General features: G+C 72.9%; 10 protein-coding genes. 4 read left to right on the forward strand and 6 right to left on the reverse strand.

The window, feature by feature from the left end:
• The first annotated feature begins 133 nt into the window (after nt 1–133).
• A complete protein-coding gene (locus OG406_RS35275; protein ID WP_329189744.1) occupies nt 134–2,164 on the forward strand; it encodes a phosphocholine-specific phospholipase C in 2,031 nt (676 codons plus the stop codon).
• Nucleotides 2,165–2,172: 8 nt separating this feature from the next.
• Here OG406_RS35275 and OG406_RS35280 read toward each other — a convergent pair whose 3' ends face one another.
• From OG406_RS35280 to OG406_RS35300, 5 genes are all read right to left on the reverse strand, one after another.
• Nucleotides 2,173–3,186 (reverse strand): Gfo/Idh/MocA family protein, encoded by a 1,014-nt coding sequence (locus OG406_RS35280; protein ID WP_329189746.1) that lies wholly within the window; start codon nt 3,184–3,186, stop codon nt 2,173–2,175.
• Nucleotides 3,187–3,254: 68 nt separating this feature from the next.
• Nucleotides 3,255–4,349: a baeRF3 domain-containing protein gene (locus OG406_RS35285; RefSeq protein WP_329189748.1), complete on the reverse strand. Its 1,095-nt coding sequence runs from the start codon at nt 4,347–4,349 to the stop codon at nt 3,255–3,257.
• A 143-nt stretch (nt 4,350–4,492) separates the two neighbouring features.
• Complete coding sequence (locus OG406_RS35290; protein ID WP_329189750.1) at nt 4,493–6,061, reverse strand: FMN-binding glutamate synthase family protein; 1,569 nt, start codon at nt 6,059–6,061, stop codon at nt 4,493–4,495.
• A 146-nt stretch (nt 6,062–6,207) separates the two neighbouring features.
• A complete protein-coding gene (locus OG406_RS35295) occupies nt 6,208–6,753 on the reverse strand; it encodes a DUF4232 domain-containing protein (RefSeq protein WP_266853414.1) in 546 nt (181 codons plus the stop codon).
• Nucleotides 6,754–7,061: 308 nt separating this feature from the next.
• Nucleotides 7,062–8,702: an alpha/beta hydrolase gene (locus OG406_RS35300; RefSeq protein ID WP_329189752.1), complete on the reverse strand. Its 1,641-nt coding sequence runs from the start codon at nt 8,700–8,702 to the stop codon at nt 7,062–7,064.
• 289 nt (nt 8,703–8,991) lie between these two features.
• Here OG406_RS35300 and OG406_RS35305 point away from each other — a divergent pair, with 289 nt between their 5' ends.
• Together OG406_RS35305 and OG406_RS35310 are read left to right on the forward strand one after the other, a co-directional pair.
• Nucleotides 8,992–9,741: a chaplin gene (locus OG406_RS35305; protein WP_164373559.1), complete on the forward strand. Its 750-nt coding sequence runs from the start codon at nt 8,992–8,994 to the stop codon at nt 9,739–9,741.
• Between the two features lie 297 nt (nt 9,742–10,038).
• On the forward strand, nt 10,039–10,896 hold the full coding sequence (locus OG406_RS35310) for a GNAT family N-acetyltransferase (RefSeq protein WP_329189754.1): 858 nt from the start codon (nt 10,039–10,041) through the stop codon (nt 10,894–10,896).
• Nucleotides 10,897–10,949: 53 nt separating this feature from the next.
• On the opposite strand, the gene OG406_RS35315 is transcribed toward OG406_RS35310, so the two are convergent.
• Nucleotides 10,950–11,699, reverse strand: coding sequence for an MBL fold metallo-hydrolase (locus OG406_RS35315; RefSeq protein WP_266610800.1), 750 nt, complete (start codon nt 11,697–11,699; stop codon nt 10,950–10,952).
• A 580-nt stretch (nt 11,700–12,279) separates the two neighbouring features.
• Between OG406_RS35315 and fusA the strand changes: the two genes are divergently transcribed.
• Nucleotides 12,280–14,385: an elongation factor G gene (gene fusA / locus OG406_RS35320; protein ID WP_329189758.1), complete on the forward strand. Its 2,106-nt coding sequence runs from the start codon at nt 12,280–12,282 to the stop codon at nt 14,383–14,385.
• Nucleotides 14,386–14,444: the final 59 nt, after the last annotated feature.

The raw sequence follows: 14,444 nt of genomic DNA on the forward strand, positions 1-14,444 counted from the left end.
GGGGATCCACGCACAGCTTCCGCCGCTGTTCACCCACCTCTCACCGCACCGCCATGGCCTTCGACGATCACCCGGTGCACGCTTGCGCGCGGTGTGCCACAGGGGCACTCCACTCAGTGACGAGGGCGGGCGAATGACACCGATCAGCCGAAGAGGCTTGGTGGGGCTCGGCGCATCCGTGGCGGCCGGGACCACGATGGCCGTCGGAGCACGACCCGCGGCGGCCGCGACCACCGCGGCGACCGCCACCGGCACCATCACGGACGTACGGCACGTCGTCGTCCTCATGCAGGAGAACCGCAGCTTCGACCACTACTTCGGACGCCTCAGGGGCGTCCGCGGCTTCGACGACCGCAGCGGCATCACCCTGTCCGGCGGACACCCGGTCTTCGAGCAGCCGAACGGCACCGGCCGGCAGTACCCCTGGAAGCTCAGCTCCACACCGGCGGCCGGTGGCGCCGACGGCGCGACCCTCGCCCAGTGCAACGGCGACCTCCCGCACTCCTGGACCTCCCAGCACTCCGCCTGGAACAAGGGGCGGCTCGACAACTGGGTCTCGGGAGTCGGCAACGTCCGCTCGCTCGGCTACCTGGACCGCACCGACATCCCCTTCCAGTACGCCCTCGCCGACGCCTACACGATCTGCGACGCCTACTTCTGCTCCACGCTCAGCGCCACCGGCCCCAACCGCACCTACCTGTGGAGCGGCAAGGTCGACGGCTCCAGCTACGACGGCGGCGACGAGTCCGGACTCACCTGGCAGAACTACGCCGAGGCGTTGCAAGCGGCGGGAGTGACCTGGAAGGTCTACCAGAACGCCCAGGACAACTACGGCGACAACGGCTGCGCCTACTTCAAGAAGTTCGCCGCGGCCAAGGCCGGCGACCCCCTGTACGGCCGCGGCATGGCGTCCGTCCCGAGGGTCACCGGCTCCACGCCCGACGACATCGCCGCGGCCATCAAGGCCGACGTGCTCGCCGGCACCCTGCCGCAGGTGTCCTGGGTCGTCGCCAACCAGGCCTTCTCGGAGCACCCCTACGCCCCGCCCGGCGACGGCGCCCACTTCGTCGACCTGGTGTACAAGGCCCTCGCCGCGGACTCCGACGTCTTCGACTCCACCGTCCTGTTCCTCAACTACGACGAGAACGACGGCTTCTTCGACCACGTGCCGCCGCCCGCGCCGCCCGCCGGCACCGCGGGGGAGTTCCTCAACGGTGTCCCGTACGGTCTCGGTTTCCGCGTTCCGCTGCTCGTCGTCTCGCCCTGGACCCGCGGCGGCTGGGTCTCCTCCGAGGTCTTCGACCACACCTCGGTGCTGCGTTTCCTGGAGACCTGGACCGGCGCGCTCGGCAAGCCGGCGGCCTGCCCCAACATCAGTGCCTGGCGGCGCAGGGTCACCGGCGACCTGACCGGCGTCTTCGACTTCGCGAACCCCGTCCACGGCACCCCCGCGCTGCCCGCCACGAGCGTCATCGGCATGGCCACCTGCGGCCCGCTGCCCAACCCGGTGCCCGCCACCAACGCGATGCCCGTCCAGGAGTCCGGCACCCGGCCCGCCCGCGCCCTGCCCTACCAGCCCAACGGCTATCTGGACCACCTGGAGTTCGGGGCCGCGGGCAAGATCCTCGCCTGGTTCACGATGGCCAACCAGGGCACTCCCGCCAAGCGGGCCGCGCACTTCTCGCTCCACCCGAACGCCTACCGCGACACCACGCCCTGGCAGTACACCGTGGACGCGGGCGGGACCGCCGCCGACTCCTTCAACATCGGCACCGGGTACGGCGACGGCACGTACGACTTCTCGATGGTCGGCCCCAACCGCTTCCTGCGCCGCTTCAAGGGAGACGCCACGAAGGCGGGCAAGTCCGCCGAGGTCACCTCCCGGTACGCGACCGAGCCCGGCACCGGGAAGACGGCCCTCTACCTCAGGATGGCCAACTCCTCCGCCGCGTCGGTGAAGTTCACCGTGACCTCCACCCACTACCGCGGCGACGGCCCCTGGACGTACACCGTCGCCGCGGGCGCCTCGGCGGAGGACTTCTTCAACGCGGTCGCCTACCAGAACGGCTGGTACGACTTCACCGTGACGCTCGACTCCGACACGACGTGGTCGCGCCGGTTCACCGGGCACATCGAGACCGGCGCCGCGAGCGTCAGCGGCTGATCAGTCCGTCACGCGTACAGCTCCGGGCGCGGAGCGAGGTCGACGGCCACCCGGCCGCCGTGCTCCAGCGCCCGGACTCCCGCCTCGGCGACGGCGGACGCCGCGTACCCGTCCCAGACGCCGGGCCCGGTGACCCGGCCGGCCCGGGTGGCGTCCACCCACGCCCGCACCTCGCGGTCGTAGGCGTCGGCGAAGCGCACGAGGTAGTCCCGGGCCACCTCCTCGGACCGGCCTGCGGCCGTGGTCACGGACATCGTGCGCTCGTCGCCGACGCGGGCGCTCCCCGCCTCGCAGACCGCCTCGCACGCCACCTGGTAGCCGAACCCCGAGTTCACGAAGATCTCCACGTCGACCAGCGCGCCGCCGGAGGTCTCGAACACCACGAACTGCGGGTCGAGCAGCCCCTCGGGGGCGTTCGACGTGGGCCGGGGACGGAGCACGGTCACCGCCGTCAGCTCCTGGCCGAGCAGCCAGCGCGCCACGTCGATCTCGTGCGAGACGGAACTGTTGACCAGCATCGCCGAGGTGAAAGGGGGCGGTGAGGCGACGTTGCGGTGCGTGCAGTGGAGCATCAGCGGACGGCCGAGCCGCCCGCTGTCCAGCAGCGACTTGAGGCGCTCGTACTCGGCGTCGTACCGGCGCATGAACCCGACCTGCGCCAGCCGCCGCCCGAGCCGGAGTTCCGCCTCCACCACCCGCAGGGCGCCCGCGGAGTCCGGCACCAGCGGCTTCTCGCAGAGCACCGGCAGTCCGCGCGCGAACGCCGCGAGCAGTGCCTCCTCGTGCGCGGGACCGGGGGAGGCGATCAGTACGGCGTCGACACCCGGCGCGTCGAGGGCAGCCTCCGCCTCGGCGTGCACCGACACCCCGTCGACGCCCGCCACGGCCTCGTCGGCCCGTGCCGTGTCGGGATCCGCCACGGCGGCCACCCGGGCGCCGCTCACGGCCCGGTCGAGTCGACGAATGTGGTCGGCTCCCATGTGTCCGGCACCCAGTACCGCCACACCCAACAGCTCACTCACGCGTTGCGCACCTCTCCGACGACTGCTCGGATCGTTTCTCCCCGCGATCCGATTGTCGGCCGGAGAGATCAATAACGCAGCACCCCGGCGACGCCTTTCGCGTCACCCAGGCCCCCGTCGGGGACGAACCGGACATCGGCGCCCGTCTCCAGGCAGCGTTCGACGATCTCGTCGACGATGTCGTCCCGCGCGTCGAGGTCACCGCCCGCGGCCGGGACCAGATGGTCCCCGTCGTCGCGGACCGTGGCGCGGAAGTTCTCCTCGACGGCGAGCAGCCTGATCCGGCCGTCGGCCGCGTGCTGCCACACCTCGTCGACCCCGGCGGCGAACTCCTTGCGGCCGCGCGCCGAGTCCAGTTCCCTCGCGACCTCGTCGGCGGACTTCCGTGCCTGCGCGGCGATCATCGGACGGACCGCCTGCCACACGGCGTCCGGCGACCCGTTCGCCAGACCGCCGTGCGCGATGTGCGCGCCCTCCTTGGTGACCGTGCCGATCTCGTCGAGCAGCGACAGCGCGGGGATGTCACCGGTCACGTACAGCGGCCGCGGGTGCTCGCGCAGGACCTCGCTCATCGCCGTGTCCGCGTCCCGCAGGAACTGCCGGGTGTGCTCGTCGCGGAAGGTGCTCGGCAGATCGCCGATCCGCTCCTTGCGCTCGGCGTCCGGGTCCTCCAGGCTCCGCGTCAGCGGGAAACCTCCGCGGTGCTCCTCGGAGACCCGGTCGGCTCCGCCGTTCCAGAGGGTGACGCGGTCGGCGGAGACCGAGAGCACCCAGAAGGGACGCTCCGCCGCCTGCGCCGCGACGAGATTGCGGGTCAGGAAGGTGTCCGACAGGACGACCCGCTCGGGCACGGAGCGGGCCAGCGACCACACCTGGTGCTCACCGGGCGCCGCGAAGATCACCAGACCGTCCTCGGCGTGGGACAGGTCGATCTCGGCGACGGCCCGGTCCAACTGCCCGACGACGTCCGCCCGCAGTTCGCGGGTGACCGCCGGGTCGGCCTCCAGCTGTTTCCTCGCCTCGGCCACGACATTGCGCAGCCGCACCGGGTCCTGGGCGTTGTCGGGCTCGCGGCGGTGGGTCGGTGTCAGCACCGACACCGCCGGATAGGGCCGCGGACGGCGCAGCTCGGTCAGGGCGGCAGGGCTCAGTGCGTGCTCCATACGAGCACCATAGGACCGATCAGCGGATCGGGCATTTGGTGCATCCGGTCGTACGTCCCGTACGAGAGGCCGGACGCCGCCGCCGAGGTCGCCCCGCGTCGCCGAACGGTGGACGACGGTGTCCGCAGGCCGGACGGACGACGTCAGAAGGCGTCCGGGTCGGCGGCCGCCCAGTCCGCGTCCCACGACAGCGGAGGCTCGGCCAGCAGGACCCCGGGCGCCAGCCACTCGTACAGCTCCGCGTAGGTCCGTACGGTCGTCGGTCCGATGCGGCGGAGCAGGTGGTGGGGTGTCAGCTCGCCCGGATCACGGACGCCCATCGCGGCCATGATCTGGCTCGCGCTGCGCACGGTGGCACGCTGGTAGCGGTGCACCCGCTCGGACTTGTCGGCCACGTCCAGCGCGCGCACCCGGCGCGGGTCCTGGGTCGCCACCCCGACGGGACAGGTGTTGGTGTGGCACCGCTGGGCCTGGAGGCAGCCGACCGCGAACATCATGGCGCGGGCCGCGTTCGTGTAGTCGGCGCCCTGCAGGAGACGCTTGACGATGTCCGACCCGGTGGCGACCTTCCCGCTCGCGCCGATCCGGATCCGGTCGCGCAGGCCGGTGCCGACCAGCGCGTTGTGCACCGTGATCAGCCCTTCGGTCAGCGGCGTGCCGATGTTGTCGGCGAACTCCAGGGGCGCCGCCCCCGTGCCGCCCTCCGAGCCGTCCACGACGATGAAGTCGGGCGTCACCCCCTCGGCGAGCATCGCCTTGCAGACGGCCAGGAACTGCCGCCTGGATCCGACGCAGAGCTTGAAGCCGGTCGGCTTGCCGCCGGCGAGCTCCCGCATCCGCGCGATGAACCGCACCAGCTCACGGGGCGTCGAGAAGACCCGGTGGTACGGCGGCGACACCACGGTCCCGCCCTCGGGGACACCGCGCGCCCGCGCGATCTCCGCGTTCACCTTCGCCCCGGGCAGCACACCGCCGATCCCCGGCTTCGCCCCCTGGGAGAGCTTCAGCGACACGCACTTCACCTCGGGCAGCGCGGCCTTGTCCGCGAACTCCCGCGCCTCGAAGTCCCCTTCGGCCGTACGGCACCCGAAGTACCCGGTGCCGATCTCCCAGACGAGGTCGCCGCCGCCCCGCAGATGGTGGTCGGACAGACCGCCCTCGCCCGTGTCGTGCGCGAAACCCCCCAGCGCCGCGCCCCTGTTGAGGGCCAGGATCGCGTTCGCCGAGAGGGCGCCGAAGCTCATCGCGGAGACGTTGAGCAGGGCCATGTCGTAGGGCTGCGTGCAGTCTGGGCCGCCGACCCGGACGACGGGCGGCTCCTCGGGCACCTCGACCGGGCGCATCGACGGCTCCAGGAACTCGTAGCCGTCCTCGTACACGTCACGCTCCGTGCCGAACGGCTCCTCGGCCTCGGCCCCCTTGGCCCGCTCGTAGACGATGGTGCGGACCTCACGGTCGTAGGGCCGCCCGTCGAAGTTCCGCTCGACGAAGTACTGCTGGAGTTCGGGGCGCAGCGCCTCCAGGAGGAAGCGCAGATGGCCGAGCAGCGGATAGTTGCGCAGCACGGAGTGACGGCGCTGCGTCAGGTCCCAGCCGCCGAGCGCGGTCAGTGCCAGCAGCGGGACCGCCGCGCACCACCACCACGCCGAGACGGCGCCCACCAGGAGCAGCGCCCCGGCCGCACCGAGGGCGACGAGGAGCAGAGAGAGCATCCGGCGCACCCCCCGAGTCAAACCCATGGGGGCGAAAGCCGCCGACCGAGGAGACCCGCCGATCACGCGGGTGCCGGGGCCGACGGCCACGGACGGACGCGTCCTTCAGCCGTGCGCGGGCGCCCGCGCACGGCCGGCCCGTCGGGTCAGCGGAGTCCGAGTGCCCTGTCTGCGGCGGCCGCGGACGGCTTCCACCACGTCGTCACGGGCTCCCACACCCGGACGGTGGCACCGGCGCCCAGCTCACGTGCCGTGAAGGACCGGCCGGCGAGCGAGGGGTCGGCCGAGACGGTGACCGAACGGACCCGGCGCGCCTCCGGATCGGCACGGTCGGCGATCGTCAGCACGGACGCGTAGGCGCTCCGGCCCCCGGCGAGCCGGTACGGACCGCTCTCCCCGGCGGGCTTCGGCAGGGCGGCGCCGTCGAGATCGCCGAAGGTGACGGTGGGGATGCGGTCGACCGTGCACGCGCGGGCCGAACGGTTGGTGACGCGGACGTGCAGGACACGCGGGTCCGCCGACTGCTCCGCCCGCAGGCGGAGGGCTTTCGCCGCGCATGTCGCGGGCGCGGCGGCCTTCTGTGAGGGGATGCCGGCCGGGCCGGAGGGCGCGGCCGTCGCGCTGGTTCCGGAGGCTGCGAGAAGCAGCGCGGCGGCGATGCCGGGTACGGCGAGGGCGGGTCGGATACGCATCGGTGGTGTTCCCCCTGTTGTGGTCACGTGCGGGTGCGGCGCGTCCGGCAGTCGGGCCGGTCAGGCCGGTGCCTGCCCAGTGTGACCTTCGGCGGGTACGAGAGGTTGTACCCGACTTGTTCCCCGTGCGTGTCCGCGTGTGTCGCCGTGTGTCGGCGTGTGACCGCTCCCCGGTCCCGCGTCCGTGCCCGTGCCCGGCGTCCGAGCCGGGCACGGGCAGGAAGCCGGGGGTGCCTGGGCCGTTCGGGGTGCGGCCGGCCCGCACGGCACCGCCGGCGCCCTGCCTGCCCGCGGGCCGCCGCCGGGCGTCAGTCGTCCGTGTCCTCCGGGCCGCAGGAGCTGCCGCTGTCCGGCAGGGAGCCGTACAGCAGGTAGTCGTCGACCTTCTGGTGCACGCACTTCGAGGAGGCGTATCCGGTGTGCCCCTCGCCCTTGTTGTCCAGCACGACCGCCGCGGAGCCGAGCCGCTTGGCGGTCTCCTCCGTCCAGCGGTACGGGGTCGCCGGGTCCCCGCGGGTGCCGACGAGCAGCATCTTCGAGGTGTTCACGTCGCGGACGTCGTCGCGGATGTAGTCGGTGCCCCTGGCCCGGCCGTAGCACATCAGCACCTGGGTGAGCCGGTACTGACCGAAGACCGGGGACGCCTCCTCGTACGCCGCGCGCAGCTTGCCCATGTCCCGGGTGATCTCGTCGGCGCTGGGACGGTCGGGGTCGTCGGCGCAGTTGATCGCCATCAGGGCGGCCGGCAGGTTGTCGAGCGGGACTTCCTCGTCGTCCACGAGTCCGCCGTGCTTCTGCTGGTCCCGCGCGTTCTCCCGGCCGCCGTCCTTCTCCTTCTCCGGCCTGCCGTCCTTGTTCCGGACCGGCGCCGACACGTCGGGCAGCGAGGCGCCGCCGGAGAGCTGGGTGAGGCCGTGGGTGTCGCCGTCCTGCACCAGCAGGCCCAGCGCCTGTTCGAGGGAGGGCCACATCTCCTTGCTGTACAGGGCCTGGCTGATCGACCCCACCAGGTCCTGCCCGGAGAACTCCTGGCCGTAGTCCGACGGCACGGGCTCGTCGTCGAGCGAGTCGACGAGCTGGACGACCTGCTCGCGGGCGCTGCGCGCGTCCTGCCCGAACGGACAGGCCATGTTCTGTGTGCACCATGTGATGAAGTCGTCGAGCGCCGTCTGCTGTCCCTCGGCGCCGGCCAGGCCCTGTTCGGCGACCGGCTCGGTGAGGGTGTCGACGCCGTCGAGCACCATCCGGCCCGTCTTCTTGGGGAACTGGGCCGCGTACACCGCGCCGAGCCGGGTCCCGTACGAGAAGCCGAGGTAGTTGAGCTTCTTGTCGCCGAGGGCCTGCCGCATGATGTCCATGTCGCGGGAGGCGTTGACCGTGCCGATGTGGGGGAGGACGGCACCCGAGTGCTGTGCGCACTCCTCGGCGGCCTTCTTCACCGCTTTGAGCGCCGACCGCACCGAGGCGCTGTCGGTGCCCTCCGCACTGTCGTCCGTGGCCTGGGATATGTCGTCGACGCCCTCGCCGCAGCTCACCGGCGAGGAGCGCCCGACCCCGCGCGGGTCGAAGGTCACCACGTCGTAGCCGTTGGTCAGGCCCATGAACTCTTTCCCGCCCAAGGCGAGTTGGGGTATCCCGGCCCCACCGGGCCCGCCGAAGTTCAGCAGCACCGAGCCGCGAGAGGAACCCGTCGCCCGGTAGCGGGCCAGGGCCAGGTCCAGGGTGCCGCCGTCCGGCTTCTCGTAGTCGAGGGGCACGGTGACCTTGCCGCACTGCAGATCCTTGGGCATCCCCTCGCCCTCGCAGGCCGCCCAGGTGACCTTCTGCCGGTAGAACCGGGACAGGTCGGGATCCTCGGCGGTCGCCGTCGTCGGCAGACCCGCCGCCAGCAGCGTCAGCGTCGCGGTCGCGGTTCCCACGACCGCGCAGCGTTGGTGCATGGACAGCATGCAAGCCTCCAGGGTCGCCCTGCGGTGGACCGGCGTACCCCCCGGATCACGATAGGCGCGGCCGTGGAGGCACGCCTCCGGGCGGACTCGTCCGGCCCGCCGGGCGCGCGGGACCACTCGGCGTGCCCTACTCTGCGTCACCCCCTCCCTCGTTCGGGTCACCATGGCAGTTCGATATGTCTGACACTCGATGAGGTGAAAGACCGTTTAGCCATAACTCGGATGGGTCTTGTGCGTTTTAGGCAGTGCGGGTGAGTGCCCGTGACCTTGTCTGGAAGGCAGTGAACCTATGAAACGGGTGACCCGAAATGGTTTGATCGCCGCGGCCGCCGCCTCGGGGGCGCTGGCCGCGGCCATGCCGGCCCACGCCGACGCGGGCGCGGACGGTGCCTCGGCCGGATCGCCCGGGGCGATCTCCGGCAACACCGTCCAGCTCCCGGTGCACGTTCCGGTGAACGTGTGCGGGAACACGGTGAACGTCGTCGGCCTGCTCAACCCGGCCGCCGGCAACCGCTGTGCCAACCAGAGCGACGGCAGCGGTGCCGCCACTCGTTCCTCCGGCAGCCGGCGGAGCGTCCCCCCGGTCGCGCAGGGTGACACGGGCGGCCGCCACGCGGGCGGGGCCGTCGGAGGGAACAGGGGTGGCGCGGTCGCGCACGGAGGCGCGGAGGGCTCGCCGGGCCTGCTTTCCGGCAACGGTCTGCAGCTGCCGGTGCAGCTCCCCGTGAACGTGAGCGGCAACTCCGTAAACGTGGTCGGCCTCGGCAACGCCTCCGTCGGGAACGAGTCCACCAACACCTCGGGCGAGCGGCCCGAGCCCTCGCGGCCCGTGAACCCGGCTCCGAGGCCGTCCGTCGCCCCGCCCGTCGAGCACCCCGAGCCCGCCGTGCCGGGCGAGCTGCGGACCATGGGTGACTCCGAGGCCACCCTCGCCCACACCGGTGCGGACGGGACGCTGCCCGCCGTCGTGGCGAGCGCGGCCATGCTGCTCGGCGGCGCGGTCATGTTCCGCCGGTTCCGCCCCGCCGCGGTGCGCTGACCCGACCGACCGCGGACAGGAGGCCCCACCGGACGGGTGACCGGCGGGGCCTCCCGCTTGTCTCCGCCCTGGCCCGGCGTGCCTCCGAGCCTGGTCCGGGTACGCGTCGTACTCGCCACGTGCCCCTTCCCGGAGCGCCGCTCCGCCGGCGCACCGCCGTGCCGGCCGTCCGGAACGCTGGCCGAATCCCGTCGCGTCCGGGGGGCTCGTCGCTGCCGTCGGCACGGAGATCGGCAAGGATGCAGCGCGTGCGTCCGGCGGGCGCACTCCGTGACCCCCACGCATTGGAGCGCCTCCATGACCTCTCCGGGACCCGACGGCCTCGTCGTCGCCCAGGCCTCGCCCGCCGACTGGACGGTGGTCACCGGCTGGGCGGCGGACGAGGGATGGAATCCGGGGCTGTCCGACAGCGCGAGCTTCTTCGCCCAGGACCCCGACGGGTTCTTCGTCGGGCGGGTCGACGGGGAGCCGGTCTCGGCCATCTCGGTGGTCAACTACGGTGCGGACTACGCCTTCCTGGGCTTCTACCTCGTCCGCCCCGATCTACGAGGCCACGGCTACGGCCTCGCCACCTGGAAGGCCGCGCTCGCCCACGCGGGAGGCCGCACCGTCGGCCTCGACGGAGTGGTCGCGCAGCAGGACAACTACCGCAAGTCGGGGTTCGAACTCGCCCACCGCACCGTCCGGTTCGGCGGCGTGGTGCTCCCCGGGGAGAAGTCACCGGGAGTACGACAGGCCGGGCCCGCCGACCACACCGCGATCATCGCGTACGACGGGTCGTGCACCCCCGCGGACCGGCCGGCGTTCCTGACCTCATGGCTGACCACCCCCGGCCACCGCACCTTCGTACGGCACGCCGACGACGGCCGGCCGACCGGCTACGCCGTGCTCAGGCCGGCACGTGAGGCGCTGCGCGTCGGCCCCCTGTTCGCGGACACCGCCGACGACGCCCGGGCCCTCTTCGCCGCCCTGGCCGCCGAGGCCGACGGGAGAGCGCTCGCCGTCGACGTACCGGAGACCAACGCCCCGGCGGTCGCCCTCGTCGAGAAGCTGGGCCTCACGCCTTCGTTCGAGACGGCCCGCATGTACACCGGCCCGGTCCGGCCCTTCGCGGTGGACCGCGTCCACGGCGTCACCACGTTGGAACTCGGCTAGCTCCCGCCGCCCGGAGCGGCCCCCGGCGGCAGGGTGTCGGGGGCCCGCGCCGGTCAGCCGGCGAGTTCCCGTGCGCGCCGGGCCGCCTCACCGACCGGGCCGTGGTGCACGGGACCGTGCCCCGGCAGCAGGACGTCGGCCTCCAGCCGCTCGATGTGACGCAGCGAGTCGAGGGCGGTGGCGCGTTCGGTGTCGAACATCTCGTGCAGCAGCTGCGGGCCGCGGGCCCGCGACGTCGGATGACCGCTGACCAGCGCGTCGCCGGAGATCAGGACACCCGCGTCCGGCAGGTGGTAGACGCAGTGGCCCGGAGTGTGACCGGGCGTGTGCACGGGAACGGGGCGGCCGGGCAGATCGAGCGGGCCCGCCCCGGGGAACGCCTCCGGCTTCGCCATGCGGACGTCCGCCTTTCCGCCGGAGCGCAGTGCGCGCACCGCCCAGGGCAGCACACCGGGACGCCACGCCTGGCGCATCACCTCGCCGATGCTCACCTGGTGGAGGAACTCGCGCCGCGCGTGCGGCACTTCGTCCTCGTGCAGCAGAACGGGCGTCCCGAACGAGCCGCTCAGGAACTCGGCGGAACCGAGGTGATCGGTGTGCGCGTGCGTGACGAGGACGGCGGTCACGGCCTCGGGCCGGTGGCCGAGGGCCGCCAGCGACGCCAGCAGATCCTGGCGGTCGCCGGGATACCCCGTGTCGATCAGGGTGACCGCGTCGCCCTCGCTCAGCACCACCCAGTTCGTGTCGCTGCCGTGCACCAGATGGACTCCGGCGGCTGCCTCGACGATCGCTTCCTCGCGCATGACCATCCCGATGTTGACGACGTGCCGCCCGACCGGAGGGCCGGGACGGGTCGAACGTATCGCGAGGCCCCGGACCCGGGTGGACCCGGCCCGACGGGGGGCGCCGAACGAGCGTCCCGCGCGCGGCACTTGAGGCGGCACGCCGGAATCCGGTGACGGCGGACCGCGTCCCCCGGCGGACGGCTGGGCAGGACCGCGATCGGGACCGGACGGGGCGGTAGGGCGAAAAGGCGGTGCGCCGCCGGGGCCCGACTCCCTACACTCGCCACGGAATCACGCGCCGCCCTCCTGGCGCCGCGTGTCGTGACCGACGAGGGGAGACGGGTCATGCGTCACCGCACCGCTGTCGTCGTTCCCCGGTCACAGTTCGAGGTGATCCTCGTGTCTCCGGGAGCCCGGAACCGGCCGCGCGGCCGGAACCGGACGCCCGTGACGACTCCCTGACCTCCGCCCCGCACGGCGGCGACCGCACACCCGGTCGCCGCGTCCCTGCGGGCAGGAGCTCTCAACCGCCTGTTCACCGGCATGTCGTACGGGAATCGCGCCGACCCGCTCCGGATCGTCCGAAAGGCCAAGGGCCGTGCGTACCCACCTGCACCGACACCTCACCGACTCCCTGACCGCCGTCCGCAACCTGGGCATCCTCGCCCACGTCGACGCCGGGAAGACCACCGTCACCGAACGGATCCTCTATGCCACCGGTACGACCCACCGACGCGGCGAGGTCCACGACGGCACCACCGTCACCGACTTCGACCCCCAGGAACGCGACCGCGGCATCACCATCTTCGCCGCCGCCGTCAGCTGCGCCTGGGACGGCCACCGCATCAACCTGATCGACACCCCGGGCCACGTCGACTTCTCCGACGAGGTGGAGCGCTCGCTCCGCGTGCTCGACGGCGCCGTCGCGGTGTTCGACGCCGTCGCCGGCGTGGAGCCGCAGAGCGAGTCGGTGTGGCGACGGGCCGACCGGCACAACGTTCCGAGGATCGCCTTCGTGAACAAGCTGGACCGGGCCGGCGCCGACCTCGACGCGGCGGTCGCGTCGATCCGCGAACGGCTCCATCCGGCGCCCCTGGTCGTCCAGTTGCCGATCGGCACCGAGGACGGCTTCACCGGTGTGGTCGACCTGCTCCGGATGCGCGCCCACGTGTGGGCCGACGACGCCGGGTCGGCCGAGGAGGGGCCGGTGCCCGAGGCGCTGACCGAGGAGGCACACCGACGCCGCCGGCTCCTGGAGGAAGCGGTGGCGGATCTCCACCCGGCGGCTCTGGAGGAGTTCTGCACCCGGTCCACGGTCTCCGCCGAGACCCTGGCCACCGCCCTGCGCGACCTGACCCGGACCGGCGAGGGTGTCGTCGTGCTGTGCGGCTCGGCCTACCGCAACCGGGGGATCGAACCCCTGCTGGACGCGGTGGTGGCTTATCTGCCCTCGCCGCTCGACGTGCCCGCCGTACGCGGCACGCGCGGCGGTGTGGAGGAGGAACGGGCGGCCGACCCCGAAGCCCCGTTCGCCGGGCTGGTGTTCAAGGTGAACGCCACGGCGACCGGACGGATGACGTACCTGCGGGTCTACGCGGGCACGCTGGAGAAAGGACAGGCGGTGACCGACGTGGGTACGGGACGCACCGAGCGCGTCGGACGGATCCTGCGGGTCCGCGCCGACCGCCACGCGGAACTGGAGAGCGCGGTGGCCGGTGACATCGTCGCGGTGATCGGGCCGAAGTCCGCCCGCGCCGGGGCGACCCTCTGCGACCCGGCGGCGCCGCTGCTCCTCGAACCGCCCGTGGTCGCGGATCCCGTCGTGTCCGTCGCGGTCGAGGCGCGCACGAACACCGGGACCGGCCGCCTGGTGTCGGCCCTGACCCGGCTGGTCGAGGAGGACCCCTCGCTGGTCGTCCGTACCGACGCGGAGACCGGGCAGACACTGCTGTCCGGTATGGGAGAACTGCATCTGGAGGTCGCGGTGGAGAAGGTCCGGCGCGCTCACGGGCTGGACGTCGTCGTCGGGCGGCCGCGCGTCGCCTACCGCGAGACGGTGGCGCGCGGGGTGTCCGGTCTGGTGTACCGGCACGTCAAACAGGACGGCGGCGCGGGGCAGTTCGCCCATGTCGTGCTCGATGTCGAGCCGCTCGGCACCCCTGCCGTGGACTGCGCCGAGGGGAGCGCGGCGGGCTTCGTGTTCCGGTCGGCCGTGGTCGGCGGACGGGTGCCGCAGGAGTTCGTCCGTGCCGTGGAGGCCGGCTGCCGGGACGCGCTCGCCGAGGGTCCCCTCGGCGGTCACCCGGTGACCGGGCTGCGGGTCACGCTCACCGACGGGTCGACCCATGCCAAGGACTCGTCGGAGATGGCGTTCCGCGCGGCGGGCCGGCTGGGCCTCCGCGCGGCACTGCGCGCCTGCGCCATGCGGTTGCTGGAACCGGTCGTCGAGGTCACGGTGACCGTGCCCGAGGACGCGGTCGGCGGAGTGCTCGGCGACCTCGCGGCCCGGCGCGGCCGGGTCACGGGGTCCCTCACCCGCGGCGGCACGGCGGTGCTCACCGCCACCGTGCCGTTGGCCGAACTCTTCGGCTACGCGACCCGGTTGCGCAGCCGGACCCAGGGCCGGGGTGTCTTCTCGACCCGGCCCACCGGGCTGGCACCGGCGCCGGGCCCGCTGCCCTCCACGGGGGTCGCGGCCCGGTGAGTGAAGGCGGGGGCGTCGCTCCGGCGACGCCCCCGTCCCGAGAAGCGGTTCACGCCTGG

Origin of the sequence: Streptomyces sp. NBC_01428, from assembly GCF_036231965.1 — a bacterium.
Taxonomy (GTDB): Bacteria; Actinomycetota; Actinomycetes; order Streptomycetales; family Streptomycetaceae; genus Streptomyces.